Source organism: Thalassobaculum sp., assembly GCF_965223715.1.
Classification (GTDB): domain Bacteria; phylum Pseudomonadota; class Alphaproteobacteria; order Thalassobaculales; family Thalassobaculaceae; genus Thalassobaculum.
Genome location: NZ_OZ245012.1, coordinates 2,576,010 through 2,602,063, shown reverse-complemented (window position 1 = coordinate 2,602,063; position 26,054 = coordinate 2,576,010). Strand labels below are relative to the sequence as shown.

At 67.3% G+C, this 26,054-nt stretch carries 22 protein-coding genes, 1 tRNA gene and 1 pseudogene; 13 read left to right on the top strand and 11 right to left on the bottom strand.

Annotated elements, in window-relative coordinates; all coding sequences use genetic code 11:
* Positions 1–4: 4 nt before the first annotated feature.
* Positions 5–787, top strand: a complete 783-nt coding sequence (locus tag ACOQOP_RS11950) for a hypothetical protein (protein ID WP_420562034.1) — start codon at positions 5–7, stop codon at positions 785–787.
* Here the strand turns inward: ACOQOP_RS11950 and ACOQOP_RS11945 are convergent.
* The 3 genes from ACOQOP_RS11945 to ACOQOP_RS11935 form a co-directional block, all read right to left on the bottom strand.
* Positions 784–1,596, bottom strand: coding sequence for an SMP-30/gluconolactonase/LRE family protein (locus ACOQOP_RS11945; protein WP_420562033.1), 813 nt, complete (start codon positions 1,594–1,596; stop codon positions 784–786). The two genes, ACOQOP_RS11950 and ACOQOP_RS11945, sit on opposite strands and share 4 nt — an antisense overlap.
* A gap of 169 nt (positions 1,597–1,765) precedes the next feature.
* On the bottom strand, positions 1,766–2,323 hold the full coding sequence (locus ACOQOP_RS11940; RefSeq protein ID WP_420562032.1) for a hypothetical protein: 558 nt from the start codon (positions 2,321–2,323) through the stop codon (positions 1,766–1,768).
* Between the two features lie 381 nt (positions 2,324–2,704).
* A complete protein-coding gene (locus ACOQOP_RS11935; protein ID WP_420562031.1) occupies positions 2,705–6,475 on the bottom strand; it encodes a vitamin B12-dependent ribonucleotide reductase in 3,771 nt (1,256 codons plus the stop codon).
* Between the two features lie 547 nt (positions 6,476–7,022).
* Here ACOQOP_RS11935 and ACOQOP_RS11930 point away from each other — a divergent pair.
* Entirely contained in the window at positions 7,023–7,694 is a 672-nt protein-coding gene (locus ACOQOP_RS11930) for an RraA family protein (protein ID WP_420562030.1), read from the top strand.
* 165 nt (positions 7,695–7,859) lie between these two features.
* On the opposite strand, the gene ACOQOP_RS11925 is transcribed toward ACOQOP_RS11930, so the two are convergent.
* On the bottom strand, positions 7,860–8,756 hold the full coding sequence (locus tag ACOQOP_RS11925) for a DMT family transporter (RefSeq protein WP_420562029.1): 897 nt from the start codon (positions 8,754–8,756) through the stop codon (positions 7,860–7,862).
* A 335-nt stretch (positions 8,757–9,091) separates the two neighbouring features.
* Here ACOQOP_RS11925 and ACOQOP_RS11920 point away from each other — a divergent pair, with 335 nt between their 5' ends.
* The 3 genes from ACOQOP_RS11920 to ACOQOP_RS11910 all read left to right on the top strand — a co-directional run bounded on the left by ACOQOP_RS11920 (position 9,092) and on the right by ACOQOP_RS11910 (position 10,481).
* Entirely contained in the window at positions 9,092–9,451 is a 360-nt protein-coding gene (locus ACOQOP_RS11920) for an NADH:ubiquinone oxidoreductase subunit NDUFA12 (RefSeq protein WP_420562028.1), read from the top strand.
* Between the two features lie 48 nt (positions 9,452–9,499).
* A complete protein-coding gene (mlaD, locus tag ACOQOP_RS11915; RefSeq protein ID WP_420562027.1) occupies positions 9,500–9,961 on the top strand; it encodes an outer membrane lipid asymmetry maintenance protein MlaD in 462 nt (153 codons plus the stop codon).
* A gap of 61 nt (positions 9,962–10,022) precedes the next feature.
* The gene (locus tag ACOQOP_RS11910) at positions 10,023–10,481 is read left to right on the top strand and encodes a DUF2155 domain-containing protein (protein ID WP_420562026.1); all 459 of its coding nucleotides are present in this window, start codon (positions 10,023–10,025) and stop codon (positions 10,479–10,481) included.
* Here ACOQOP_RS11910 and aat read toward each other — a convergent pair.
* The 4 genes from aat to aroQ form a co-directional block, all read right to left on the bottom strand.
* On the bottom strand, positions 10,409–11,062 hold the full coding sequence (aat, locus tag ACOQOP_RS11905) for a leucyl/phenylalanyl-tRNA--protein transferase (RefSeq protein WP_420562025.1): 654 nt from the start codon (positions 11,060–11,062) through the stop codon (positions 10,409–10,411). The two genes, ACOQOP_RS11910 and aat, sit on opposite strands and share 73 nt — an antisense overlap.
* A 68-nt stretch (positions 11,063–11,130) precedes the next feature.
* A complete protein-coding gene (accC, locus tag ACOQOP_RS11900; RefSeq protein ID WP_420562024.1) occupies positions 11,131–12,471 on the bottom strand; it encodes an acetyl-CoA carboxylase biotin carboxylase subunit in 1,341 nt (446 codons plus the stop codon).
* Between the two features lie 30 nt (positions 12,472–12,501).
* Entirely contained in the window at positions 12,502–12,951 is a 450-nt protein-coding gene (gene accB, locus ACOQOP_RS11895) for an acetyl-CoA carboxylase biotin carboxyl carrier protein (RefSeq protein ID WP_420562023.1), read from the bottom strand.
* A gap of 12 nt (positions 12,952–12,963) precedes the next feature.
* Positions 12,964–13,416 carry a type II 3-dehydroquinate dehydratase gene (aroQ, locus tag ACOQOP_RS11890; protein WP_420562022.1) on the bottom strand — a complete coding sequence of 151 codons (453 nt, stop codon included), beginning with the start codon at positions 13,414–13,416 and terminating at the stop codon, positions 12,964–12,966.
* A gap of 132 nt (positions 13,417–13,548) precedes the next feature.
* Between aroQ and kynU the strand changes: the two are divergent.
* Positions 13,549–14,694: pseudogene (gene kynU, locus ACOQOP_RS11885) on the top strand (kynureninase); the annotation flags it as partial.
* 126 nt (positions 14,695–14,820) lie between these two features.
* Here kynU and ACOQOP_RS11880 read toward each other — a convergent pair.
* Together ACOQOP_RS11880 and ACOQOP_RS11875 are read right to left on the bottom strand one after the other, a co-directional pair.
* Positions 14,821–15,663, bottom strand: coding sequence for an HpcH/HpaI aldolase/citrate lyase family protein (locus ACOQOP_RS11880; RefSeq protein ID WP_420562021.1), 843 nt, complete (start codon positions 15,661–15,663; stop codon positions 14,821–14,823).
* Entirely contained in the window at positions 15,660–16,556 is an 897-nt protein-coding gene (locus ACOQOP_RS11875) for a DMT family transporter (RefSeq protein WP_420562020.1), read from the bottom strand. The genes ACOQOP_RS11880 and ACOQOP_RS11875 overlap by 4 nt, the downstream gene beginning before the upstream one ends.
* Positions 16,557–16,630: 74 nt before the next feature.
* Here ACOQOP_RS11875 and ACOQOP_RS11870 point away from each other — a divergent pair, with 74 nt between their 5' ends.
* The 5 genes from ACOQOP_RS11870 to glcF all read left to right on the top strand — a co-directional run bounded on the left by ACOQOP_RS11870 (position 16,631) and on the right by glcF (position 22,496).
* Positions 16,631–17,683, top strand: coding sequence for a methyltransferase domain-containing protein (locus ACOQOP_RS11870; RefSeq protein WP_420562019.1), 1,053 nt, complete (start codon positions 16,631–16,633; stop codon positions 17,681–17,683).
* 87 nt (positions 17,684–17,770) lie between these two features.
* A complete protein-coding gene (gene ykgO, locus ACOQOP_RS11865; RefSeq protein WP_420562018.1) occupies positions 17,771–17,896 on the top strand; it encodes a type B 50S ribosomal protein L36 in 126 nt (41 codons plus the stop codon).
* A gap of 238 nt (positions 17,897–18,134) precedes the next feature.
* Positions 18,135–19,622, top strand: a complete 1,488-nt coding sequence (locus tag ACOQOP_RS11860; protein WP_420562017.1) for an FAD-linked oxidase C-terminal domain-containing protein — start codon at positions 18,135–18,137, stop codon at positions 19,620–19,622.
* 341 nt (positions 19,623–19,963) lie between these two features.
* Entirely contained in the window at positions 19,964–21,172 is a 1,209-nt protein-coding gene (locus tag ACOQOP_RS11855; RefSeq protein WP_420562016.1) for an FAD-binding protein, read from the top strand.
* A 7-nt stretch (positions 21,173–21,179) separates the two neighbouring features.
* On the top strand, positions 21,180–22,496 hold the full coding sequence (gene glcF / locus ACOQOP_RS11850; protein ID WP_420562015.1) for a glycolate oxidase subunit GlcF: 1,317 nt from the start codon (positions 21,180–21,182) through the stop codon (positions 22,494–22,496).
* Between the two features lie 167 nt (positions 22,497–22,663).
* Here the strand turns inward: glcF and lipB are convergent, their stop codons facing one another.
* Positions 22,664–23,386, bottom strand: a complete 723-nt coding sequence (gene lipB, locus ACOQOP_RS11845; protein WP_420562014.1) for a lipoyl(octanoyl) transferase LipB — start codon at positions 23,384–23,386, stop codon at positions 22,664–22,666.
* A 116-nt stretch (positions 23,387–23,502) separates the two neighbouring features.
* Between lipB and ACOQOP_RS11840 the strand changes: the two genes are divergently transcribed.
* Together ACOQOP_RS11840 and ACOQOP_RS11835 are read left to right on the top strand one after the other, a co-directional pair.
* Positions 23,503–23,589 (top strand) — tRNA-Leu (locus ACOQOP_RS11840).
* Between the two features lie 163 nt (positions 23,590–23,752).
* Positions 23,753–26,044, top strand: a complete 2,292-nt coding sequence (locus ACOQOP_RS11835) for an NADP-dependent malic enzyme (RefSeq protein WP_420562013.1) — start codon at positions 23,753–23,755, stop codon at positions 26,042–26,044.
* Positions 26,045–26,054: the final 10 nt, after the last annotated feature.

Here is a 26,054-nt window from a genome sequence, read left to right as displayed (position 1 = left end):
GCCCATGTCAACTTGGCCGCTTATTGCCAAGAACCTCGTCGACCAGCCGACCTTGGACCGGCTGGCCGCGATTTTCGAAGAAGGGATAGAGGCCGGCGTCGATGGCGGACGGAAGACCTATCATTTCAAGCAGCTGATTGCTGCCGGGCGGAAGGACATCGCCGATCGGGCGGTAAGCGCCTTCGCCCCGGGACCGGCGGATGGAATGGCGCGCCAGATCTTCGGTGGCGACTACGTGTTCCTGCTCGCCGCGTGCGTTTATCGCTGTCATGAGCCGTACCGACGCGACACCCACCTCGGTCTTCATTTTGATGCCAACGTGTTCGGCCAGGATGCGCTGGTCGTCAACTTCTGGATCCCGTTCGATACTGTGGGCGAACGCGCACCGGGGCTCACATACATCAGGTCGGATATCGACGTCGCACCGCTGGTCGAGCAGTGGCGGCGGTCGCGTCTTGAACCCCAAGCGGAGAACGGGAGCGGTCCGAAGATCCGGTTCAGCCCGGATGAGGTCGCAGCGACCCTCGGGGTGCCTCTGGACGACGTTCTGTTCACGCCGAAACTCGGGCCGGGCGATGCCTCGATCTTCCACCAGTTCGTTATCCACGGGACCCAGCTGATCGAGGTGGATGAGCAGCCCAGGCGCTCGTTCGAGATGCGGGTCTGCGCCGCCAACAAGATCCCGCATGCCTATATCGAGAGGGGCGACCCGATCGTCATTGCCCGGCGTACGGCTTCCGGCACCCAGGAGCTCGAGTTTCGTGAACGCGCGACGGCCGACGGCTAATTCGTAAGTCCGAACATCGGCTGGCCCGCGACCGGCAGGTCGGCGGCCAGGATCGATCCGCTCTCGCTTTCCGTGATGAACAGCGTCCGTCTGTCGGGGCCGCCGAAGGCGACATTGGTCGTCCCGAGCCCGAGCGGTGAGCGGATGCGGTGCAGCGGCTCGCCCAGGGGCGAGAAGTGCCAGACCGAGCCCAGGCCGAAATGGGCGACGACTAGGCCGCCGGTCTCGTCGATCGCCAGCCCGTCGGGTCCGTGGCCGCCGGAGAGTTGGATGAACTGCCCCACCTTGGAAACATGGCCGTCCGGCATCAGCGGCAGGCGCCAGATGGCGTTGGCCCGGGTCATCGCGACGTAGAGCCAGTTCTCCTGCGGCGTCAGCACCAGGCCGTTGGGCGACGGTCCGTTGTCGAGCAGTTTGTCGACCTTGCCGTTCGCGTTCAACCGGAAGACCCGGCCACGCGGGTCGTGCAGGCCGGTCTGGCCCTGATCGGTGAAGTAGAGGTCGCCGTTCGACGCGAAATGCAGGTCGTTGACCCCGAGCAGGCCTTCCGAATAGCGGTCGCCGACCACAGTCTCGACCTTCCCGGTTTTCGGATCGAGCATCAGCACGCCGAGCCGGTAGTCGGCGATGAAGGCGCGGCCGTCGGCATGGAACTTCAGCCCGTTCGGCCAGCCGTCATAGGCGGTGACCTCGTCCCAGTCCTTGCCGTCGGCGGAGACGCGCAGGATGCGGCCATTGGGAATGTCGACCAGCCAGAGATTGCCGTCGCGGTCGAAGCTCGGCCCTTCCAGGAAACAGTCGGTGGGCATGCCCGGCCGGTTTCCCTTCGCCCAGCTGGATCCGGAATCCTTGCGCAGGCGATCGGGGAGACGGGAGAAGACGCGGGCTTCGATATCGGTGGGGGGGGCGAACAGGCTCATACCCGTACGCTAGCGGGTCGGCCGTGCCGGTCAATCCCTCCACTGAGGGGGAGGGCGGTCAGACCTTCAGGTTCTGCGGGACGGTCGGCTTGTCGTCCTTCTTGTCGTCGGGATCGAAGCTCTTGGCGCGATCCTTGACCTTGGGCGCGGTGTCCAGCGGCTTGGCCTTGGTCGGCCCCTTCGCCTTGACGCCGCCGCTGAAGGTGGCGACCTCGAGCATCCGCTCGCACTGTTTCTTGAAATCGGCCGGTGCCTTGTACTTCACCGCACCCGCCAGATGCTCCCGCGCCTTCTTGATCATCTCGCTGCGCTTCTCGATGTCGTCATGCATGCCGGCATCGATGGCGCCCTTGCAGGCCAGGGCGGTGGCCTTCATGTAGGCGTGAAGCAGAAAGGCATCGACGGCGTTGCGGCGGTCCTTGGAATACGGGGCCGGCAGCTTCGGGTTCTTAAGGGATTCGACGAGCCGCTTTGCCGCCGCCTCGCTGCGCTCGGTATTGCCGGCCTCGGCGTGATGGCGCAGGTGTTCGAAACCGGAATCGATCGAGACCATGGTCGCCTCGATCCGCTTGCGTTCCGCCTCTTCCTTTTCGGCGTTGCCGTCCTTTTTACCCATGCCGAACACGGCTTGGTTTCCTCCTCTAGGCTCCGTCCGGTTCAGCTGCCGAATTCGGAGCAGCAGTCGGAAGACTGCATCTATAGACTGGAGAATACCGGTTAATATTTCGTTATCATAAACAAAAGATTGGCGGTAGTTACACAACACTGTTCAATAAAATTTCCACCGTAATCGAGATAGTTTTCTGCAATTTTATTAAATCCGACGCGAAGTGCCGGCCGACCTTTTGGGTCGATTTGGAAAGCCCGGAAATAGGTCCGCGTTCGGATCGGATCAGGGACGCGGATCAGGGGCGCGGATCAGGGCTCAGGTCAGGTCGGCACAAAAAGGGGAGGGCACAGGCCCTCCCCGGTTCGTCCGTCGATGGTGTGTTGGAGATCAGCTGCAGCCGCTGGTCCCGCCGCAGGTGTCGCATTTCAGGCAGGTACCGTTGCGCACCAGGGTGAAGTTGCCGCACTCGCCGCAGCTCTCACCCTCGTATCCCTTGATGCGGGCTTCGCGGATCGCCGAGAGCTTGGCGTCCACCGCATCCTTTACCGCGCTGCTGACGGCGGTGGAGCGGGTGGTCGTGCGCTCGGCCACCGCCACGCCGCCGCCGGAGACGGGCGCCGAGGCGACGGTCTGGGTCGAGGCAGTCTGGGTCACGGTCGCCTGAGCCGAGCCGAGCTGGGCGGTCGGGGCCGGAGCGGCGGCGTCGGTGCCGGTCGCCCGCAGCTCGTTCAGCCCACCGGTGATCACCTCCAGATTGGCCCGCACGTCGGTCCGTGCGAAACCGCGGCTGGCGAAGCCGGTGACCTTCTGCAGGATCGCGCTGGCCTTGGCGGCGTCGTATTCCTCGCCCACGCCGTCGCCGACGGTGTCGGGGGTCAGGTCCTCCTGCTCCACATGGGCCAGATCGTGGCGGTCGAGATAGGAGATCGCCAGTTCCCGGAACATGTAGTCGAGGATGGAGGTCGCCATCTTGATGGCGTCGTTGCCCTGAACCAGACCCTGCGGCTCGAAGCGGGTGAAGGTGAAGGCGTCGACATACTCCTCGAGCGGCACGCCGTACTGCAGGCCGATGGACACCGCGATGGCGAAGTTGTTCATCAGCGAGCGGAAGGCGGCGCCCTCCTTGTGCATGTCGATGAAGATCTCGCCGAGCTTGCCGTCCTCGTACTCGCCGGTGCGCAGGTAGACCTTGTGGCCGCCGACGACCGCCTTCTGGGTGTAGCCCTTGCGGCGTTGAGGCAGACGCTCGCGCTCGGCCCGCTTCTCGACGATCTTCTCGACCACCTTCTCGATGACCCGCTCGGCGACCACCTCGACCTTCTGGGCGGTCGGCTGGGCGGCGAACTCCTCGGCCTCGTCCTCATCCTCGAAGTCGAAGACCGAGGCGGAGAGCGGCTGGCTGAGCTTGGAGCCGTCGCGATACAGGGCGTTGGCCTTCAGGCCCAGGCGCCAGGACAGCATGTAGGCGTCCTTGCAGTCCTCGACCGTCGCCCCGTTCGGCATGTTGATGGTCTTGGAGATCGCGCCCGAGATGAACGGCTGGGCGGCGGCCATCATGCGGATGTGGCTCTCCGCCGACAGGTAGCGCTTGCCGATCCGGCCGCACGGGTTGGCGCAGTCGAACACCGCCAGATGCTCGTCCTTCAGGTGCGGCGCGCCCTCCAGCGTCATCGCCCCGCAGACATAGGTGTTGGCGGCCTCGATCTCCGACTTGGAGAAGCCCAGCTCGGCCAGCATGTCGAAGGAGATGTCGTTGAGCTGCGCGTCGGTAAAGCCGAGCACGTCCTTGCAGAAGGCCTCGCCCAGCGTCCACTTGTTGAAGGCGAACTTGATGTCGAAGGCGGAGACCACCGCCTGCTCCAGGGCACCGATCTGCTCGGCGCCGAAGCCCTTCTCGGTCAGGGCGGCATGGCCCAGGGCCGGAGAGCCCTTCAGGGTGCCGTGGCCGACCGCGTAGCGCACGATGTCCTCGATCTGCCCGTCGCCGTAGCCCAGCGTGCGCAGGGCCTCCGGCACCACGCGGTTGATGATCTTGAAGTAGCCGCCGCCGGCCAGCTTCTTGAACTTCACGATCGCGAAGTCGGGCTCGATGCCGGTGGTGTCGCAATCCATGACCAGACCGATCGTGCCGGTCGGCGCGATGACGGTGGCCTGGGCGTTGCGGAATCCGTGCTTCTCGCCGAGCGCCAGGGCCTCGGTCCAGGCGGCCTGGGCCGCGGTGACCAGATCGGCCTGCGGGCAGTTGGCGACGTCCAGCGCCACCGGGGCGATGGAGAGACCCTCGTAACCGGCGGCCTCGCCATAGGCGGCCCGACGGTGGTTGCGGATCACCCGCAGCATGTTGTCGGCGTTCGCCTTGTATTCCGGAAAGGCGCCGAGCTCGCCGGCCATCTCGGCCGAGGTGGCATAGGACACGCCGGTCATCAGCGCGGTGATCGCCCCGCAGAGCGCCCGGCCGGTGTCGCTGTCATACGGCAGGCCCATGCCCATCAGCAGACCGCCGATATTGGCGTAGCCGAGGCCGAGGGTGCGGTAGTCGTAGGACAGCTGAGCGATCTCCTTGGACGGGAACTGCGCCATCAGCACGGAGATTTCCAGGGTGACGGTCCACAGCCGCGAGGCGTGGGTGAAGTTCGCGACGTTGAAGCTGCCGTCCTCGTTCTGGAACTGCATCAGGTTCATCGACGCCAGATTGCAGGCGGTGTCGTCGAGGAACATGTACTCCGAGCACGGGTTGGACGCGTTGATGCGGCCGCCGGCTGGGCAGGTGTGCCAGTCGTTGATGGTGGTGTCGTACTGCAGGCCCGGATCGGCACTCTGCCAGGCGGCCTCGGCGATCTTCTCCCACAGGTCCTTGGCCCGCAGGGTCGCGCTGATCTTGCCGTCGGTGCGGCGGATCAGGTTCCAGTCGTCATCCGCCTCGACGGCCTGCAGGAAGTCGTCGCTGACCCGCACCGAGTTGTTGGAGTTCTGGCCGGAGACGGTGAGATAGGCCTCGCTGTCCCAGTCGGTGTCGTAGGTGCGGAAGTCGATCTCGGTGAAGCCCTGGCGCGCGAACTGGATGACGCGCTGCACGTAGCTCAGCGGGATCATCGCGTTCTTGGCGGCCTTCACGGCAGCCTTCAGTTCCGGGTTCTTGGCCGCCTCGAAGGCGTCGTCGCCCAGGGTCTCGCGGGCCTCCACACAGGCGGCCATGATCGCCTTCATCGAGCGGGCGGCCAGCTTGGAGCCGGCGACCAATGCCGCGACCTTCTGCTCCTCGATCGCCTTCCACTCGATGTACTGGACGATGTCCGGATGGTCGATGTCGACGGTGACCATCTTCGCCGCCCGGCGGGTGGTGCCGCCCGACTTGATGGCGCCGGCGGCCCGGTCGCCGATCTTCAGGAAGCTCATCAGGCCCGAGGACTTGCCCCCGCCGGCCAGCGGCTCGCTCTCGCCGCGCAGGCGGGAGAAGTTGGATCCGGTGCCGGAGCCGTACTTGAACAGCCGCGCCTCGCGGACCCACAGGTCCATGATGCCGCCGTCGTTGACCAGGTCGTCCTGGACGCCCTGGATGAAGCAGGCATGGGGCTGCGGATGCTCATAGGCGGATTTCGAGCGGGTCAGCTTGCCGGTCTTGAAGTCGACATAGTGGTGACCCTGGGCCGGGCCGTCGATGCCATAGGCCCAGTGCAGGCCGGTGTTGAACCACTGCGGTGAGTTCGGCGCGGCCATCTGGCGGGCCAGCATCGCGCACATCTCGTCATAGTAGGCGCGGGCGTCCTCTTCGGTGTCGAAGTAGCCGCCCTTCCAGCCCCAATAGGTCCAGGTGCCGGCGAGACGGTTGAAAACCTGCTTGGCGCTGTTTTCGCCGGTGGTGCGCTCTTCGGCCGGCAGGGCGGCGAGCTTCTCCTCATCGGGCGCCTCGCGCCACAGCCAGGCCGGGACGTCCTTTTCCTTTACCTTCTTGCGCACGGCCGGGATGCCGGCCTTGCGGAAATACTTCTGGGCCAGGATGTCGCTGGCGACCTGGGACCAGTCGCTCGGCACTTCCATGTCGTCGCGGCGGAACACGACGGAGCCGTCCGGATTCCGGATCTCGCTGGTCGTCATCCGGAAATCGATGCCGTCGAAGGCGTCCTTGCCCGCCGTCGTGAAGCGCCGTTCGATCCTCATGCCTTAGCTCCTGCCTTGGGTGTTGTCCTGCCGGATTGTCTCGCCGGGCCCCATATACGCGTCAGAGCGTCCCCCGCCCGTGCCGGCCCATATCTTGTGTGCCGGCGACGCTAAACCTACTCGATCTTGTGATGGATCGGCAACGAGAAATTTCAAGATTTGATGAGTAAGTTTAGTGTGTTGCTGCGGCGCAACAAGACTTGGCGAAGTCAAACCGCTTCGCCCGAAAGTCCAGGTAAGACTTTCGCCGCAAACAATTTGCGCTGTCTTTAAGAGACGACGTCCGTGCCGAAATCGTCTCCGGTCGACGGGGAGGTCCGAGTCTCCGTCAGCAGACCCCCGCGCCACCACAAAGGATGCGGGACGGTGCCCGGCGGTGCAATAGATTTTGTGTGAAACATTATTGCAAAATCTAGATGTGGTGGCCCGTTGCGAGTTATCCACAAGGCGGCGTCAGCCGCGGAATCCCTGGCTTTCCGACACCGCAGGCGCCCCGGTAGGATGGCCGCAGAGGTCACCTGCCCGTAACAATCTGTCGGAGGAAACCATGGCGATCCTGCGCCGTGCGCTGAGCTACACCCCCCTGGATGCCGCCACGCTTGAGCGCTGGCGCGCCGTACCGCCGGCCGTGGCCGGGGACAATATGAACCGCGATCGCTGCATGGACGCCACGGTGTCGCCGATCGGCGAGGGCTACACCATGGTGGGGCATGCCCGCACAATCTCGGTCATGGCCGGCGACAACGGGGCGGTGCATGCCGCCCTGCCGCTGATCCGGCCGGGCGAGATTCTGGTGGTGGCCGCGGGCGGGGCCGGAGAGGTGGCGATCATCGGCGAGATCATCGCCGAATGCGCCAAGGCCCGGGGCTGCGCCGGGATCGTGCTGGACGGGGCGGTGCGCGACGTCGCCAGCCTGCGCAAGCTCGGCATCCCGGTTTATGCGGCGGGGGCGACACCCCGCGGGCCGCACAAGGGCTTCGGCGGCGAGATTGACACCCCGATCGCCTGCGGCGGCGTGGTGGTGGCACCGGGAGACCTGGTGCTCGGCGACGACGACGGCATCTGCGTGGTGCCGCGGGCACTCTGCGACGAGGTCCTGGTCAAGGGCGAGGCCCATGTGGCGAAAGAGGCCGACATGATCGCCAAGGTGCGGTCCGGCATCACCACGGCGGAGATGATCGGCGTCGCCGTGCCGGAGCCGACCGCCGCGGCGGGGTGAGGGCCGCTTAAGCCGTTGGGGCCGGTTCAAGGTCCCGGTCCGGCCCCGGATCAATCCCGGATTAAATCCGGGACGGGAGCGTCCGGGATGACGGCTCAGTAATTAAGAAATACGCGTCATCCCGGACGGACCCGGACTTGATCCGGGGCCGGGCCGGGACCGGCCTCACCCCGTCGGCCGGCGGATGCGTTCCGCCTGCATGAGCAGGATCCCGCCGAGCACGACGAGGGCGCCGAGCGTCTGCCAGGGGCCCAGCATCTGGCCGAGAAGCAGGGCGGCGGTCACCACGCTGACCACCGGCTCCATGTTGCCGACAACGGCCACGCGCACCGAACCGAGGCGGGCGATCGCGCCGTAGAGCGACGACAGACCGATCACGTAGCACAGCACATTGACCAGAAAGCCGAGCCAGGCGAGCTGCCCGGTCGGCAGCTTCAGCCCTTCATAGGCGGTGGCAACGGTGAAGATGATCAGGCAGCCGGTGGTGACGATCGCGGTGATGTGCATCGTGCCGAGACTGCCCGAGATCTGGCGGGTCAGCAGGAAGCTGATCGCAACGCAGGTTCCCGCCCCGAAGGCCATGGCCACGCCGAGCGGGTCGGCGTCCTTCAGGTCGGCGCCGAGCAGCAGCGCCAGGCCGGCGAAACCGAGGGCCAGGGCGACCAGTCGCACCGGCGTCATCCGCTCGTGCCCCGCCAGGTGGGAGAGCGGGCCGACCATCAGCGGAAAGACGAAGAAGGTCAGGCTCGCCAGCGGTACCGGGATCAGGCTGACGCTGGTCATGTAGCCGAAGGAGGCGAGCGCGGTCGTTGTGATCAGCGCCGCCAGCAGCCCCCAGATCCGGCTCGGCACCGGACGGGCAAGGCCGCGCACCCGCACGATGACCCACAGCACACCGACCGCCAGGACGAACCGGCCGAGTTGCAGGGTGACCGGTCCCGCGCCGCCGTCGAATGCGAGCTTGCCGAAGCTCGGCGCAATGCCGAAGAACACCGCCACCAGGGCGATGAGCACGTAACCGGTGGCAAGGGACTCGCCGGAGGAGGCCGGAGCGTTTGTCATGTCCGGCTGATACGCCCGGCCGGGTCGGGGCGCAACTGGCGAGCGCGGCGTCCGACTGGAAACCAGGTGCGGTTCAATGCCATCATGGAGATGCAGCGAGGGCGGCTGGCCGCTGGCCGCCCGCTACGGGACCGGGTTCGGCGGACTGATCAGCGGGCAATTCTCCGATCTGACGGCCGATCGGCGCACCTGGAACAGCCACATCGTGCCGGGTCTGTTGCGCGCTGCACCATAGGGAGCGGGGGCGCGGGCGGTAAGGCGCTCACGCGACTGGACGATCCGGGTCTCCGATGACATAGTCGGCCGCGATTCAGCAGTCTCTTCGGGGTCGAAGAATGGACGTCGGAACGAAGCTCTTTACCTGGATGAACGGCAAGCTCGTGGGCGAGGACGCCTATGGGAACAAGTACTACGTCCACCGCCGCGGCGTCCTGCGGGACGGCCACGAGATGCGGTGGTGCCTGTACAAGGGCCTTGCCGAAGCCTCCAAGGTTCCGCCGGAGTGGCATCACTGGCTGCACCACGGCACCGATGTCGTGCCGGACGGCTCCGACCCGCGCCAGTTCGCGTGGCAGAAGGAACACCAGCCCAATCTGACCGGGACTCCCTATGCCTACCGCCCGCCGGGCCACGTTCTGGAAGGCGGCAAGCGCGACAAGGCGACGGGTGACTATGAGCCCTGGACGCCGGCGTGACCCGGAAGGACGGGGGTTACCGTGACTAGAGGTGTGATCGAGACGTTGATGGGAGCGCTCGTCCTGGCCGTGGCCGGGGTGTTCCTGTTCTACGCCTACGCGTCGTCGGAGTTCAGCACGGGTGGCGGCTACGAGGTGACCGCCCGCTTCACCACCGTGGGCAGTCTGAAGCCCGGAAGCGATGTGCGCATGTCCGGCATCAAGATCGGCACGGTCTCCAAGCAGGTGCTGGATCCGCAGACCTATCTCGCGGAGGTCACCCTGAGCATCGACGAGTCGATCCAACTGCCGATCGATTCCAGTGCCGCGGTATCCAGCGAAGGTCTCCTGGGCGGCAATTTCGTCGACGTCGTTCCCGGCGGCGACGAGAAGATGCTGCAGCCCGGCGAACGGATCGAGCTGACCCAGGACGCCGTGGATTTCATTCAGATGCTTAGCCGGTTCATGTTCCAGGCCGGCAGCTCGAGCTCCGGATCGGACTCCTCGGGGACGGCGCCAGGGACTAATTGACCCGGTTCCGCCGTCTAACCGACATAATCTCCCAGCATCCTGGGAGACGGTGAAATCTGCGATGGCTTCGGATATGGACCGGTCGAGCTTCCTGAACATCCCTGCCTGCCTGAGCGCAGCCGGCGGTCTCGTCCTGATGGCGACGGCCGCCGTCGCCCAGACGCCGGCGCCGGAGGACTGGCGCCAGCAGGAGGTCGCCGTGCTGCAGGGATTGGACAAGGTAACGGCGCGAATCTCGCGCTTGGAGGTCCCGATCGGCCAGACCGTCCGCTTCGGTACGTTCAACATCCGGGTGGAGACCTGTCAGGATCTGCCGCCGACCTTGCCGCCGGAGAGTGCCGCCTTCGTGCATGTCGAGGACCAGCCGCCGGACGAGCAGCCGAGCGAACTTTTCAGCGGCTGGATGTTCGCCTCCAGTCCCGGGCTGAATGCGGTGGAGCACCCAGTCTACGACGTGTGGGTTGCTTCCTGTAAGAGCGCTTCCACCGAGGGCCAGTCGTCCGCCGCCGGATCGAACTGAACCGGCGTGGCGATCGCCGTGGCGAGGCGCTCGCGATACTCCTCCCGCGAGATCTCCAAGGCCCCGAAGCGGGTCAGATGCTCGGTGATGAACTGGGTGTCGAGCAGGGTGAAGCCGCTGGCCTTCAGCTTGGCAACGAGATGGACCAGCGCCACCTTGGAGGCGTCGGTCGCCCGGCTGAACATGCTCTCGCCGAAGAACGCCCCGCCCAGCCTGACCCCATAGAGCCCGCCGACCAGCCGGCCGTCCTGCCAGGACTCGACGGAATGGGCGTGGCCGCGGGCGTAGAGCGCGAGGTAGAGGCGCCGGATCTCGGGGTTGATCCAGGTATCCGGCCGGCGGCTCGTGGCCTCGGCGCAGCCGTCGATCGTACCCTTGAAATCACGGTCCCAGACCACCTCGAAGCGTCGGCGGCGGACCGTCTTGCGCAGGCTGCGGGAGATGTGGAAGCCGTCCAGCGGCAGGATCCCGCGGTTGTCGGGATCAACGAAGAACAGGCGCGGGTCGTTGCGCCCTTCGGCCATCGGGAAGACCCCGACGGCATAGGCCTGTAGCAGCAGTTCCGGTTGCAGCTCGGACATCCGATCCATCCCGGTCGCCAGACACCAAGGAAGCGTAGCACTCCCCAGGGTGTCGGCAACGGGATCCGTCAGGATTTCAGATAATCGGTTTCCAGCCAGCGGATATGATAGTCGCCGCTGCGGAACACCGGGGCCCGCATCAGCTCCGCATGCAGGGGAATCGTCGTCGGGATTCCGCCGATCACATATTCGCCCAGGGCCCGCTCGGCGCGCATCAGGCACTCCTCGCGGTTGCTGCCGTGGATCACCAGCTTGGCCACCAGACTGTCGTAGTGCGGCGGGACGCTGTAGCCGGCATAGAGCGCGCTGTCGACGCGCACGCCCAGCCCGCCGGGCTGATGGTAGTCGTCGATCCGGCCGGGGCGCGGCTGGAAGGTGCGCGGGTCCTCGGCGGTGATGCGGCACTCGATGGCGTGGCCGTTGAAGGTCACGTCCTTCTGCTCGATGCCCAGCGCCCGGCCGGCGGCGATCTCGATCTGCAGGCGGACCAGGTCGATGCCGGTGATCGCCTCGGTGATCGGATGCTCGACCTGCAGGCGGGTGTTCATCTCGATGAAAAAGAACTCGCCGTTCTCGTACAGGAACTCCAACGTGCCGAGGCTGCGGTACCCCATCTTCTCGATGGCATCGACCGCGCGCTTGCCGATGGCGGCGCGCTCCGCCGGGGTCAGGGCCGGGGAGGGGGCCTCCTCGACCACCTTCTGGTGGCGCCGCTGGATCGAGCAGTCCCGCTCGCCCAGATGGATGACGTTGCCGTGGCTGTCGGCGGCGATCTGGATCTCGATATGGCGCGGCCGGCCGAGATAGCGCTCCATATAGACGGCGTCGTTGCCGAAGGCGGCCGCACTCTCGCGCCGGGCCATCGTATAGGCTTCTTCCAGGTTCTCCGGGCCTTCGGCGACCTTCATGCCGCGTCCGCCACCGCCGGCGGCGGCCTTGATCAGGACCGGGTAGCCGATGCGGTCGGCCTCGGCCCGCGCGGCGTCCAGTCCTTCCACCGGGCCTTCGGAGCCGGGGACGCAGGGGATGCCGAGCTCGATCATCGTCCGCTTGGCGGTGATCTTGTCGCCCATCGACTGGATGTGGTTCGGCGCCGGGCCGATGAAGGTGATGCCGTGGGCCTCGACGATCTCGGCGAAGGCGGCATTCTCGGACAGGAAGCCCACGCCCGGATGGATCGCATCGGCATGGGTCACGGCCGCCGCCGACAGGATCGCCGGGATGTTGAGATAGCTGTCGCGCGCCGGTGGCGGGCCGATGCACACGCTCTCGTCGGCGAGCCGGACATGCATCGCGTCGGCATCGGCGGTTGAGTGCACCGCCACCGTCTTGATGCCCATCTCGCGGCAGGCACGGTGGATGCGGAGGGCGACGTCGCCGCGATTGGCGATCAGGACCTTATTGAACACGCTGGACCTCTCTTCGCGCCGATGGGCGGCTTATTCGAGGACCAGCAGCGGCTGGCCGAACTCCACGGGCTGCCCGTTCTCGACATGCACCGCCTTGACCTTGCCGTCGCGCGGGGCGGGGATCGGGTTCATCGTCTTCATGGCCTCGACGATCATGATCGTCTGCCCCTTGCGCACGTTGGAACCGACCGGCGCGAAGGCGGCGGCGCCGGGTTCCGGCGCCACATAGGCGGTGCCGACCATCGGCGAGGGGACAACCTCGCCATCCTCCACCGCGCCGCCCGAGCCAGCAGGGGCGGCGGCCGGTGCGGCCGCTGCGGGGGCGGCCGCCGGCATCGGTGCCGCGTAGGTCGCGTTGACCGTCGGCTTGGCGATGCGGATGCGCAGGTCACCCGTCGCGTATTCGATCTCGCCCAGTCCGGTCTCTTCCAGCAGACCGGCCAGTTTGCGGACCAGCTCTTCGTCCAGATCCTTGCTCACGGCAAATCTTCCTTATTCGTCGGCCCCGACCAGGCCCGCCATGGCTTCCAGCGCCAGGACATAGCCCCGGGCACCGAAGCCGGCGATGATCCCATCCACCACGCCCGACAGATAGGAGTGATGGCGGAATTCCTCGCGCCGGTAGGTGTTCGACAGGTGAAGCTCGATCGCCGGCAGTTCCGCCACCGAAAGCGCATCGCGGATGGCGACCGAGGTGTGGGTGTAGGCGCCGGCGTTCAGAATGATGCCGTCGTGGCTGTCGCGGGCCTGCTGGATGATCGTGACCAGCTCGCCCTCGAAATTCGACTGCCGGAAATCGACGCCGAGGCCGAGGGCCTCGCCGCGTTCCTGGCACATCGCCTCGATATCGGCCAGCGTGTCGCTGCCGTAGATCGTCGGCTCGCGGACGCCAAGCATGTTCAGGTTCGGTCCGTTCAGGACCAGGATGTCGGGCCGTTCAGCCACTGAAAACGCCTCTCGTTTACTTGGGCCGGGTTATACCATGGTGTTAACCCAGCGCAACGGTGGCACCGTTGCCGCCGGCGCAACTCCTGAAACCGCCATGAAGAATCAGCGACAGAACAACCGGCAGGCCCCATGACCCGCGTCACCCTCGACACCGTCCGAGCGCTCGACTCCAAGGATCCTCTGGCCGGGTTCCGCGATCGATTCCTCCTTCCCGACGACCTGATCTATCTCGACGGCAACTCCCTCGGCGCCCTGCCCAAGGCGGTGCCGGAGCGCGTGTCCGCCATGCTGCACGAGGAATGGGGCAAGCACCTCATCGGCGGCTGGCTGAAGGACGGCTGGATGGAGAAGCCGCTGGTCCTGGGCGACCGGCTGGCCCGGCTGGTCGGCGCCGCGCCGGGCGAGGTGGCGGTGGTCGATACCACCTCGATCAACGTCTTCAAGCTGCTCTCCGCGGCGCTGGCGATGCGGCCGGAGCGCAAGGTGATCCTGTCCAATGTCGAGAATTTCCCCACCGACCTCTACATGGCCCAGGGGCTGATCCGCCAGCTCGGCGACCGGCACGCGCTGCGGCTGGTGCCGGAGGAGGAGATCGAGGCCGCGATCGACGACACGGTCGCCGTGGTCATGCTGACGGAGACCAATTTCAAGACGGGGGCCGTGTTCGACATGGCCGCCGTCACCAGGGCCGCCCATGCGGCGGGCGCGCTGACCCTGTGGGACCTCGCCCATTCCGCCGGGGCCTTTCCGGTGGACCTGAACGGCGCCGGTGCGGACTTCGCGGTCGGCTGTTCCTACAAGTACCTGAACGCCGGGCCGGGCGGTCCCGCCTGGATGTTCGTCGCCAGCCGGCATCAGGAAAAGGCCCACCAGCCGCTCACCGGCTGGCTCGGCCATGACCGGCCGTTCGACTTCGACCTGACCTACCGGCCGGCCGGCGGCATCCGCCGCCATGTCTGCTCCTCGCCCCGGGTTCTCGGACTGGTGGCCTTCGAGGCGGCCCTGGATCTGATGCTGGAGGCCGACATGGCGGCGATCCGCCAGAAGTCGGTGGCCCTCGGCGACCTGTTCATCCAACTGGTCGAGCAGGAATGCGGCGATGCCGACCTACGGCTGATCTCACCGAGGGAGGCGGGGCTGACGGCCCCCTGGAAACGTGGCAGCCAGGTCTCTTTCGCCCACCCCGACGGCTACGGCATCGTCCAGGCATTGATCGCCCGCGGGGTCGTCGGCGATTTCCGCGACCCGGACGTCATGCGCTTCGGCTTCGCTCCGCTCTACCAGCGCTACGAGGATGTCTGGCACGCCGTCGCCCATCTGCGCGCCGTCCTGGACGGCGGCGAGCACCGGGCCGAGGCTTATCGCGAGCGCGCCTCGGTGACCTTGTGGACGGTTCTGGGGTCAGAGGCCTGCGCGGGCCAGCACCCGATACATGCTGCGCAGGACCGGCTTCTCGATCAGCTTGCCGTCGATCACCACCAGGCCGCTGTCGCCCTGCTCGAACGCTTCCACGATGCGCTTGGCATGGGCGATCTCGGCCTCGCTCGGGCTGAAGATCTCGTTCAGCACCGGCACCTGCTTGGGATGGATGGAGCCCTTGCCGCAGAAGCCCAGCGCCCGGGCCGCCTGGGCCTCGCGCTTCATGCCCTCCATGTCGTTCAGGTCGAGGAACGGCACGTCGATCACGTCGACCCCGGCCCCGGCCGCCGCATGCACCACCCGGGAGCGGGCGTAGAGCAGCGCCTCCCAGGTGTATTCGCAGCGCAGGTCGGCGGCCATGTCGACGCCGCCGAAGAACATCGCGTCGATGCGGGTGGAGCAGCGGGCGATCTCCCAGGCCGCCTCCAGCGCCTCGTTGGTCTCGATGATGACCTGCAGGCGGGCGTCGATCTTGAACTCGTCGAACAGCTCGTCCAGGGCGATCACCTCGGCCGGCGACTTCACCTTGGCCAGCATCAGCGAGGGCGGTGCCTTGGCCGAGTCGAGGATCGCCTGCACATCCTTCATGCCGTCCGGCGTGCGTGGCGGGTTGATCCGCACCATGCATTCCACCGCGTCGTCCAACTCGGCGGTGGCGAACCAGGCGAGGGTGGCGGCGCGGGCCTGTTCTTTGTGCTGGGGCGCGATCGCGTCCTCCAGGTCGATGCACATGATGTCCGCCCCGGTCGCCATCGCCTTGGGGAACATGTCCGGCTTGTTGCCGGGCGCGAAGATGAAGCTGCGGCGCGGGCGGATGGCGGTCATGGGGCGGTCTCCGGATGCGGGGCGGCGGGCAGGGTACGCCGCTTCAGGACGAAGTTCATCACCAGGGCGGTGATGACGATGGCGCCGCCGATCAGCGCGTTGACGCTGGGTTCCTCGCCCATCACCAGCCAGACCCACAAGGGGCCCAGCACGGTCTCCAGCAGTACCACCAGGCCCACTTCCGCCGCCGAGAGGTAAATCGGCGCCAGGGTCAGCAGCCCGAAGGAGACCGGCAGGATGATGAGGCCGAGCAGCGCCATCCAGCCGAACTGGACCGGGGTCAGGGTGAGGCTGTCGGCGACGATCAGGGACACGGCGGCCACCAGAAGGCCGGACAGGCCGACCGCCGGCATCATGTCGACCGGCCGGGCGGCGCGGACCAGCACGAAATGCCCGCCCAGCGCGATGGCGGCGGCCAGCGCGGTGAGGTCGCCGATCCAGGTTCCGACCGACAGGCCGTCGCCGACGATCACCACGATTCCCGCGATCGCGATGCCGATGGCGATCCAGGTGCGCGCGGGCGGGCGCTCGCCCAGGAAGGCCCGGCCGATCAGCGCGGCGAAGAGCGGGGCGGCGGACATGATCACCAGGGTATTGGCCACGGTGGTGGTGGCGACCGCGACCACGAACAGGATCGTGTTGATCGCGAAGAGCACGGCGACCAGGGCGCCGTAGCTGCCGATCTCGGCGAAGGCGCGCAGGAATCCGCCGCGGTATCGCACCGCGAGCAGCCCGGCATAACCGACTGTGACGAGCAGCCCTCGCCAGAATAGAATGGTCCAGGGATCCGCGCCGACCAGCCGCATCAGAACGGTGTCCGGGGTGAGGATCAGGACGCCGAGGACGGCCAGGGTCAGCCCCTTGACCGGATCGGCTGCGGAATTGGTCGGCATGGACTATTTTATTCCGGTGCGGCGGTTGTGATCATCGTGGCCGATCACTCAGAAACCAGCCGTATCCTGCGAGTGTGAGCGAGGCAAGTACCATCACCGTCCCGTGGCACATACGTCTGAAGGCTTGGTGGGAAGGCTACGACACGGACGAGTATGTCGAGTGGCGGGAGCGCGAACCAGAGGCCGACGGCGAGGCCGAGGAGGCTGAGGACCCGTCCCGTCCCGCCGCCATCGCCTTGCCCAAGATGATGAGTTTCGACGACATGATGGCCGAGCATGCGGCCCCGTCGAAACCCGACCTGAACGATGGCGACCTCGAATTCCTGGAGGAGATGGCGCCCGACCCGGTCTGGTCCCGGGCCAAGGTCGAGGTGTCCCAGCGGGTGTTCGGCCGCGGCTTCGTGACCCCGGGCGGGTCGGAGCAGATCATCGATACGGTGAAGTCCGTCGGCCTGGATCCAGTGCAGTCGGTGCTGGACCTGACCATGCGGCTCGGCGGCGAAGATGCGGCGATCGCCGGCAAGTACGGCGTGTGGGTCACCGGCTACGAGCGCAACCCGGCCCTGTTCGAGATCTCCGCCTCTGTCCTGCCCGCCATCAAGGCCGGCGACCAGGTCCGCCCCAACTTCTACGATCCGGAGACCGTCGAGCTGCCGAAACGGAAGTTCGACGTGGTGCTGTCGAACGAGAGCATGCACTGCGTCCAGGACCGGGCCGCCCTGATGGCCAAGATCTACGAGTCGCTGAAGGACTGGGGGCAGTTCCTGATGAGCGACTTCGTGCTGCCCGACGAGAAGCCGCCCTCTGAGCGGCTGACCAAATGGCTGGAGCGGCGCGGCGAGCCGGTGAGCCTGTGGACCAAGGCGCAGTACGAGGCCGCCCTGACGGAGCTGACTTTCGACGTGCGCTACGTGAAGGAGGAGTCCGAGGCCTATGAGCACCGGATCCGCCACGACTTCGCCGCCTTCGTGGCGACCCTGAACGCCGACAAGGCAGTGACCGAGACGCCGATCGCCCGGGCGGCCCTGGTGGATCTGGCGGAGGACTGGTCGCGGCTTGCCAGCCTGCTGCAGAAGGGCGAATTGCAGCTTGTGCGGATTCTCGCGATGAAGCGGGGAGAGTCCTGAAAACCGCCGTATATCGCGGTTGACAGCCTCCGGGCTTCTCAGTAGGTTCCGCGCTCTTTGAAATCTGCCGACCACCGGAGACGACCAATGCGCGTCGCGAACTCGCTGAAGACGCTGAAGAAGCGCCACAAGGCCTGCCGGGTTATCCGCCGCAAGGGCCGTGTCTACGTGATCAACAAGTCCAACCCGCGCTTCAAGGCGCGCCAGGGTTGATCCGACTGGGCTGATCCGGCTGGGCTGAGCCCAACCGCGCCGATCATTCTGGTCCGAGGACCGCGCGTCGCCGCTGCGGTCCCTGCACACCCGCTTTCAGGCGGCCGACGGCAACGTCGAGCCGCCTTTTCGCGTTCCGTCCGGCGGTCACGGCCGCCGACGGTGCGATGGCTTGAATTTCTGCTGCATTCCGGCAAGTTACTGCCCAAGACCTGTTGAACAGGCGGGGAGCCTTGCCATGCAGATGCCGGAGCCGGATCGCGACGTCCTGGCGCGCCGCTCGGAGATCGTCGACGCTCTGCGCGCGATCGTGCCGGGCGAGGGGGTGATCGCCGAGGAGCGCGAGATGCGCCCTTATGAGAGCGACGGCCTGACCGCCTACCGCACCCTGCCGATGATCGTGGTGCTGCCGGAGACGGTGGATCAGGTCGCCGCCGTGCTGAAATACTGCCACGAGAACGGCATCAAGGTGGTCCCGCGGGGCTCGGGCACATCCCTGTCCGGCGGCGCGCTGCCGCTCGCCGACGGCGTGCTGCTGGGCCTGGGCAAGTTCAACCGCATCCTCGACATCGATTTCGACAACCGCACGGTCACCGCCCAGCCGGGGGTGACCAATCTCGGCATCACCACCGCCGTCCAGCACGAGGGCTTTTACTACGCGCCGGACCCGTCCTCGCAGATCGCCTGCTCCATCGGCGGTAACGTGGCGGAGAATTCCGGCGGCGTGCATTGCCTGAAATACGGGCTGACCACCAACAACATCGTCGGCCTGGAGATGGTCACCATAGAGGGCGAGACCCTGCGACTGGGCGGCAAGCATCTCGACTCCGAGGGTTACGACCTGATGGGCCTGCTGACCGGCTCCGAGGGGCTGCTCGCCGTGGTGACCGAGGTCACCGTGCGCATCCTGAAGAAGCCGGCCTCCCTGCGCGCCTTGTTGCTGGGATTCCCGACCAGCGAGGAGGCGGGGGCCTGCGTCGCCGCCATCATCGGCGCCGGCATCATTCCCGGCGGCATGGAGATGATGGACAACCCGGCGATCAACGCGGCCGAGGATTTCGTCCATGCCGGCTATCCGCGCGAGGCCGGCGCCCTGCTGATCGTCGAGCTGGACGGGCCGGAGGTGGAGGTCGACACCCTGATCGAACGGGTGCGCGAGATCGCCGAGGCCAACGGCTCCACCACGCTCCGTGTCTCCGATAGCGAGGAGGAGCGCAACGCCTTTTGGGCCGGGCGCAAGGCGGCCTTCCCGGCGGTGGGGCGGATCTCGCCCGACTACATGTGCATGGACGGCACCATCCCGCGCCGCCAGCTCCCCGAGATCCTCACCCGCATGACCCGGATGAGCGAGAAATACGGGCTGCGGGTCGCCAACGTGTTCCATGCGGGCGACGGCAACCTGCACCCGCTGATCCTGTTCGACGCCAACCAGCCGGGCGAGCTCGACCGGGCCGAGGCGTTCGGCGCCGACATCCTGAAGGCCTGCGTCGAGCTGGGCGGCGTGCTCACCGGCGAGCACGGGGTCGGGGTGGAGAAGCGCGACCTGATGCCAGAGATGTTCAGCGAGACCGACCTGAACCAGCAGATGCGCGTGAAATGCGCCTGGGACCCCAAGGGCCTGCTCAATCCGGGCAAGGTGTTCCCCACCCTGCACCGCTGCGCCGAGCTCGGCCGCATGCACATCCACCGGGGGCAGATGCCGTTCCCGGACATCCCGCGGTTCTGAGGTGCTGTTCGTGCTGTGCTTTCCCCGCCGTCCCGGCACGCCCCTGGGCCCGATCCAGGGGCGGGACCGGGACCGTACCCCCATCGGCCCATGCTGGGTCCCGGCCCGCCACCGGATCAGGTCCGGGGTCGTCCGGGATGACGCTGTTTTTCTTCCGAGTCCCCATTTCCCGTCATCCCGGCGAGGCCCGGGCTCGACCCGGGGCTCGGCCGGGACCCAGGGGGCGCTCCCTCAGCTCATCCGAGACCGTCGACCAATCCCACTTTCGTCATCCCGGCGAGGCCCGGGCTTGACCCGGGGCTCGGCCGGGACCCAGCAGCACGGTCACGCAGGAGGGGCGCGTGCCTGACACCTTCAAGCCCGACACGCCGGAGCAGGTGCGCGATGCCATCGCCTGGGCGGTCTCCGAGGAGAGCCCGCTGGAGATCGTCGCCCGCGCCACCAAGCGCACGATCGGCCGGCCGATGCAGACCGCCAATACCCTCGACCTCTCCGGCCTCTCCGGCATCGGCCTGTACGAGGCGGAGGAGCTGATCTGCCAGGCCGGGCCGGGCACACCGCTGGCCGAGATCGAGGCCGCCCTGACTGCGCAGAACCAGCGCCTCGCCTTCGAGCCGATGGACCTGGGCGTCCTGCTCGGCGGCGGGGAGGGGCGGCAGTCCATCGCCGGGGTCTTCGCCTGCAACCTGGCCGGCCCGCGCCGGATCAAGGACGGGGCGGCGCGCGACCACCTGCTGGGCTTCACCGCCGTCACCGGCCGGGGAGAGATCGTGAAGTCCGGCGGCCGGGTGGTGAAGAACGTCACCGGCTACGACCTGTCCAAGCTGGTCTGCGGCTCCTGGGGCACGCTGGCGGCCCTGACCGACCTGACCTTCAAGGTCCTGCCCATGCCGGAAACGGAAACCACCCTGCTGCTGCACTGGCTGGACGAGCTGGCGGCGGTGACGGCGATGAGTGCGGCCATGGGCTCGGCCCATGACGTGTCCTCCGCCGCCCATCTGCCGGAGGGCATCGCCGCCGGCGGGGTGAGCGGCGTGGTCACCGCCCTGCGGGTGGAGGGGTTTGCCCCGTCCGTGGTCGCCCGGGTAGCGGCGCTGACCGACGAACTGGCCCGCTTCGGTGCCGAGATCACGTCCCTGACGGGCGAGGCCTCCCACGCCCTGTGGCGCGACCTGCGCGACGCCCGCCCGCTGGCCGAGCCTCGGGAGCGGGCGGTGTGGAAGCTCTCCGTCGCCCCGATGGCGGGCCCGCAGGTGGTGGCCGCGATCCGACCGCTGGTGGCGGAATGCGCGTATTTCTATGACTGGGCCGGGGGGCTGGTCTGGCTCGCCGTGCCGCCGAGGGGCGATGCCCAGGCGGATGTGGTGCGCGGCGCCGTCGACGCGATGGGCGGCCACGCCACCCTGATCCGGGCCGCCCCGGAGGTCCGGGCGGCCGTGGACAGCTTCCACCCGCAGCCGGGGCCGCTGGCGGCCCTGTCGAAGCGGGTGAAGGAGAGTTTCGATCCGAAAGGCGTGCTCAATCCGGGCCGCATGACGGCGGGGGTGTGAGGGACAGATGCAGACCAACTTCACCCTGGCCCAGCTTGCCGATCCGGAGATCTCCGTCGCCAACGAGATCCTGCGCAAATGCGTGCATTGCGGATTCTGCACGGCGACCTGTCCGACTTATGTCCTGCTGGGCGACGAGCTCGACAGCCCGCGCGGCCGGATCTACCTGATCAAGGACATGCTGGAGAACGACCGGCCTGCCGGCGACGAGGAGGTCAAGCACATCGACCGCTGCCTGTCCTGCCTGTCCTGCATGACCACCTGCCCCTCCGGCGTGCACTACATGCATCTGGTGGACCACGCCCGCACCCATATCGAGCGCACCTATTCCCGCGCGCCGCTGGACCGCTGGATGCGCGCGCTGCTGGCAAATCTGATCCCCTATCCGAACCGGTTCCGCCTCGCCCTGGCGGGCGCCTGGTTCGCCCGGCCGTTCGCGCCGCTGGCGGGCAACCTGTTCGGCGGGCGGCTGCGGGCGATGCTGGAGCTCGCCCCCAAGGCGATCCCGCCGCGCTCGCCCCTGGACAAGCCGGGCGTGTTTCCGGCCCAGGGGGAGAAGCGGGGCCGGGTCGCCCTGCTGCTCGGCTGCGCCCAGCGGGTGCTGGAACCGGAGATCAACGACGCCACCATCCGCCTGCTGACCCGCCACGGCGTGGAAGTGGTGGTGCCGCCTAGCGCGGGCTGCTGCGGCTCGCTTACCCACCATATGGGCCGCGAGGACGAGGCCCATGCCAGCGTGAAGGCCAATGTGGATGCCTGGTGGGCCGAAACCGCCGAGGGCGGCGGGGAGGGGCTGGACGCGGTGGTGATCAACGCGTCGGGCTGCGGCACCACGGTGAAGGATTACGGCTTCATGCTTCGCGAGGATGCCGCCTATGCCGAGAAGGCGGCGGCGGTGTCGGCGATGACCCGGGACGTGACGGAGTATCTGGCCGCGCTGGACCTGCTGGCGGGCAAGGGAAGCGGCCTCACGGTGGCGTATCACTCGGCCTGCTCGATGCAGCACGGCCAGAAGATCAAGACCCTGCCGGCGGAGCTGCTGACCAGGGCGGGTTTCGCGGTGAAAGGCGTGCCCGAGGGGCATCTGTGCTGCGGGTCGGCGGGCACCTACAACATGATGCAGCCGCAGATCGCCCGGAAACTGCGCGACCGCAAGGTGGCGAATATCGAGAGCACCCGGCCGGATGTGATCGCGACCGGCAATATCGGCTGCATGACCCAGATCGGCGGCGGCACGGCGATCCCGGTGGTGCACACGGTGCAGCTCCTCGACTGGGCGACCGGCGGGCCGGTACCGCCGGCCCTGCGGGAGCGGGCGGCTTAGGGCCTCCACACTCAATCCAAATCCGTCATCCCGGTGACCTCCGGACCTGATCCGGAGGTCGGCCGGGACCCAGCCCTGTCGCTCGTCTCAAGGTCCCGGCCGAGCCCCGGGTCGAGCCCGGGCCTCGCCGGGATGACGAGGAGGATTGAGGGTGGCGGTGAGGGAATTTACCCCCTGATCGCCATCTCCCCGCCGTCGCCGAACACCTCCTCGAAGGCGCCCTTCAGCGCCGCGTCCACCTCGGTCATGCCGACGAGCACGCCGAGATCCACCAGGCTGGTCACTCCATGGCCGGCGATGCCGCAGGGCACAATGCCGTCGAAATGGGACAGGTCCGGCTCGACGTTCAGGGCGATGCCGTGGAACGTCACCCAGCGCCGGACCCGCACGCCGATGGCGGCGACCTTGTCCTCGCGCAGGGGCTCGCCCCGGTCGGTGCGGCGGACCCAGATGCCGACGCGGCCGTCGCGCCGCTCGCCCTCCACGCCCAGCCGGTCCAGCGCCCGGATCAGCCATTCCTCCAGCGCATGCACATAGGCGCGCACGTCCTGGCGCCGGCGCTTCAGGTCCAGCATGACATAGGCCACCCGCTGGCCCGGGCCGTGATAGGTGAACTCGCCGCCCCGTCCGGTGCGGTGGACCGGGAAGCGGTCGGGCTCCAGCAGGTCGGCCACCTCGGCACTGGTTCCCGCCGTGTAGAGCGGCGGATGTTCCAGCAGCCAGACGGTCTCCGGCGCGGTGCCCAGGTGGATGGCGCCGGCCAGCCGCTCCATCTCGGCAACGGCGGCCTCGTAGTCCACCAGCGCCTCGTCGTGGCGCCAGTCAATGGAGCTCTCGGCCGCACTCTGGAACACGCCGTCGGCCAGATCGGAGAGGGGGGCGAGTGACATCGATCGGTGTCCGTTTCCGGTTCCGTGCAAGAACCCGCGATCTCAGCTTGATTGGGCGGGCGGCTTTTGCTAATCCCTCACCCTCGCTGCGGGCCGGGGCTCGTAGCCAAGATAGTGCGGTCGTGGCGGAATTGGTAGACGCGCAGCGTTGAGGTCGCTGTCCGGTAACACGGGTGGAAGTTCGAGTCTTCTCGACCGCACCACATCTTTCCCTCCCAGAACCTGAAGACACGGTCGACGGGCCCTCCGCGGCGCCTGGCGCGGTGCGATGTTGTGCGTTCCCAACGGTGCGGCGCAGAGGCTCTTGGGCCTGTCCGGCCAGCCGTGTAAGGTCGGCGCGGACATGCGGGCCTGCTGGAGCTGGGAATGGCGGAAGATCTGAAAGACGCGGCACTTTACTATCACGAGACGCCCGTTCCCGGGAAAATGGCCGTGGTGCCGACCAAGCCGATGGCGACGCAGCGCGATCTCTCGCTCGCCTATTCTCCCGGCGTCGCCTATGCCTGCACCGCCATCGCCGAAGACCCCAGCACCGCCGCCCGCTATACCGGCCGCCAGAACCTGGTCGGCGTGGTGACCAACGGCACCGCCGTGCTCGGTCTGGGCAACATAGGTCCGCTCGCCTCCAAGCCGGTGATGGAGGGCAAGGCCGCCCTGTTCAAGAAATTCGCCGATATCGACGTGTTCGACATCGAGGTCGCCGAGCTAGACGTCGACCGCTTCGTCGAGGTCGTCGCCGCCCTGGAGCCGACCTTCGGCGGCATCAACCTGGAAGACATCAAGGCGCCGGAGTGTTTCGAGATCGAACGCAAGCTGCGCCAGCGCATGAACATCCCGGTGTTCCATGACGACCAGCACGGCACGGCGATCTGCGTCGGGGCGGCGATCTTCAACGCCCTGCGCCTGGTGGAGAAGCCGCTGGACTCGGTGCGGCTCGTCACCTCGGGGGCCGGTGCCGCGGCCATGGCCTGCATCGACCTGCTGGTCGCGATGGGTCTGAAGACCGAGAACGTGATCCTGACCGATATCGACGGCGTGGTGTATACCGGCCGCAACCAGATGAACCCGGTCATCGCCCGCTACGCCACCGACACGCCGATGCGGACGCTGGGCGAGGCGGTGGCCGGCGCCGACATCTTCCTCGGCCTGTCGGCCCCGGGTGTCCTCAAGCCGGAAATGGTCAAGTCGATGGCCGCCAAGCCGATCATCATGGCGCTGGCCAACCCGACCCCGGAGATCATGCCGGAGGAGGCCAAGGCGGTGCGCGACGACGCGATCATCGCCACCGGCCGGTCCGACTATCCGAACCAGGTGAACAACGTCCTGTGCTTCCCCTTCATCTTCCGCGGCGCGCTCGATGTGGGCGCGACGACGATCAACGAGGAGATGAAGATCGCCGCGGTGACCGCCATCGCCGACCTGGCGATGCAGGAGGCCTCCGACATCGTCGCCACCGCCTATAGCGGCCAGGAGCTGTCCTTCGGGCCGGAATACCTGATCCCCAAGCCGTTCGACCCGCGCCTGATCATGGAGATCGCCCCGCGCGTCGCCCAGGCGGCGATGGACAGCGGCGTGGCCGCCCGGCCGATCGAGGATTTCGACGCCTACCGCCAGAAGCTGTCGCAGTTCGTCTACCGCTCCGGCCAGGTGATGCGGCCGATCTTCGCCAAGGCCCGCGAGGAGCCGAAACGGGTCGTCTTCGCCGAGGGCGAAGAGGAGCGGGTGCTGCGCGCGGTGCAGTCCGTGTTGGACGAGAAGCTGGCGAGGCCGATCCTGATCGGCCGCCCCGACGTGATCGAGCGGCGCCTGGACCGGTTCGGCCTGCGCCTGAAGGTCGGTCGCGACGTGGAGGTGGTCGATCCCAGCAACGACGACCGCTACGAGCTCTACTGGCGCACCTATCACGGTCTGATGGAGCGGCGCGGAGTGTCGCCGGACCGGGCGCGGGAGGTGGTGCGCACCAACGACACGGTGATCGCCGCCCTGATGATGCAGCTTGGCGATGCCGACGCGGCAATCTGCGGCACGGTCGGCCGGTACTGGGACCATCTGAAGCACATCCGCCAGGTCATCGGACCGCGGCGCGGCGTCAACGAGCTGTCGGCGGTCAGCCTGCTGATCCTGCCCCAGGGCTCCTACTTCATGGTCGACACCCATGTGACGACCGATCCGAGCGCCGACGAACTGGTGGAGATGGTGGAACTGGCGGCGACCGAGGTGCGGGCCTTCGGCCTGGAGCCCAAGGTCGCCTTCGTCTCCCATTCCCATTTCGGGTCCTCCGACGAGCCGTCGGCGCTGAAGATGCGCCAGGCGGTCGCCAAGCTGGCGGCGAAGCATCCGGGCCTGGAGGTCGAAGGCGAGATGCACGCCGACAGCGCGATCTCCGAAGTGGTGCGCAACCGGACCTTCCCGAACTCCCGTCTGCAGGGCGCGGCGAACCTTCTGGTCATGCCGACGTTAGACTCCGCGAACGTGGCGTTTAACCTGATGAAATCGACGGGTGGAGGACTTTCGGTGGGGCCGATGCTGGTCGGAACGGCAAAGCCGATGCATATCCTTACCCAGTCGGTGACCGTGCGCGGCATCATCAACATGACCGCCGTCGCCGTCGTCGACGCCCAGGCCCATGAAGCGGCGCGCCGCAAGCCGGCGCGCTGAAAAACGGTGA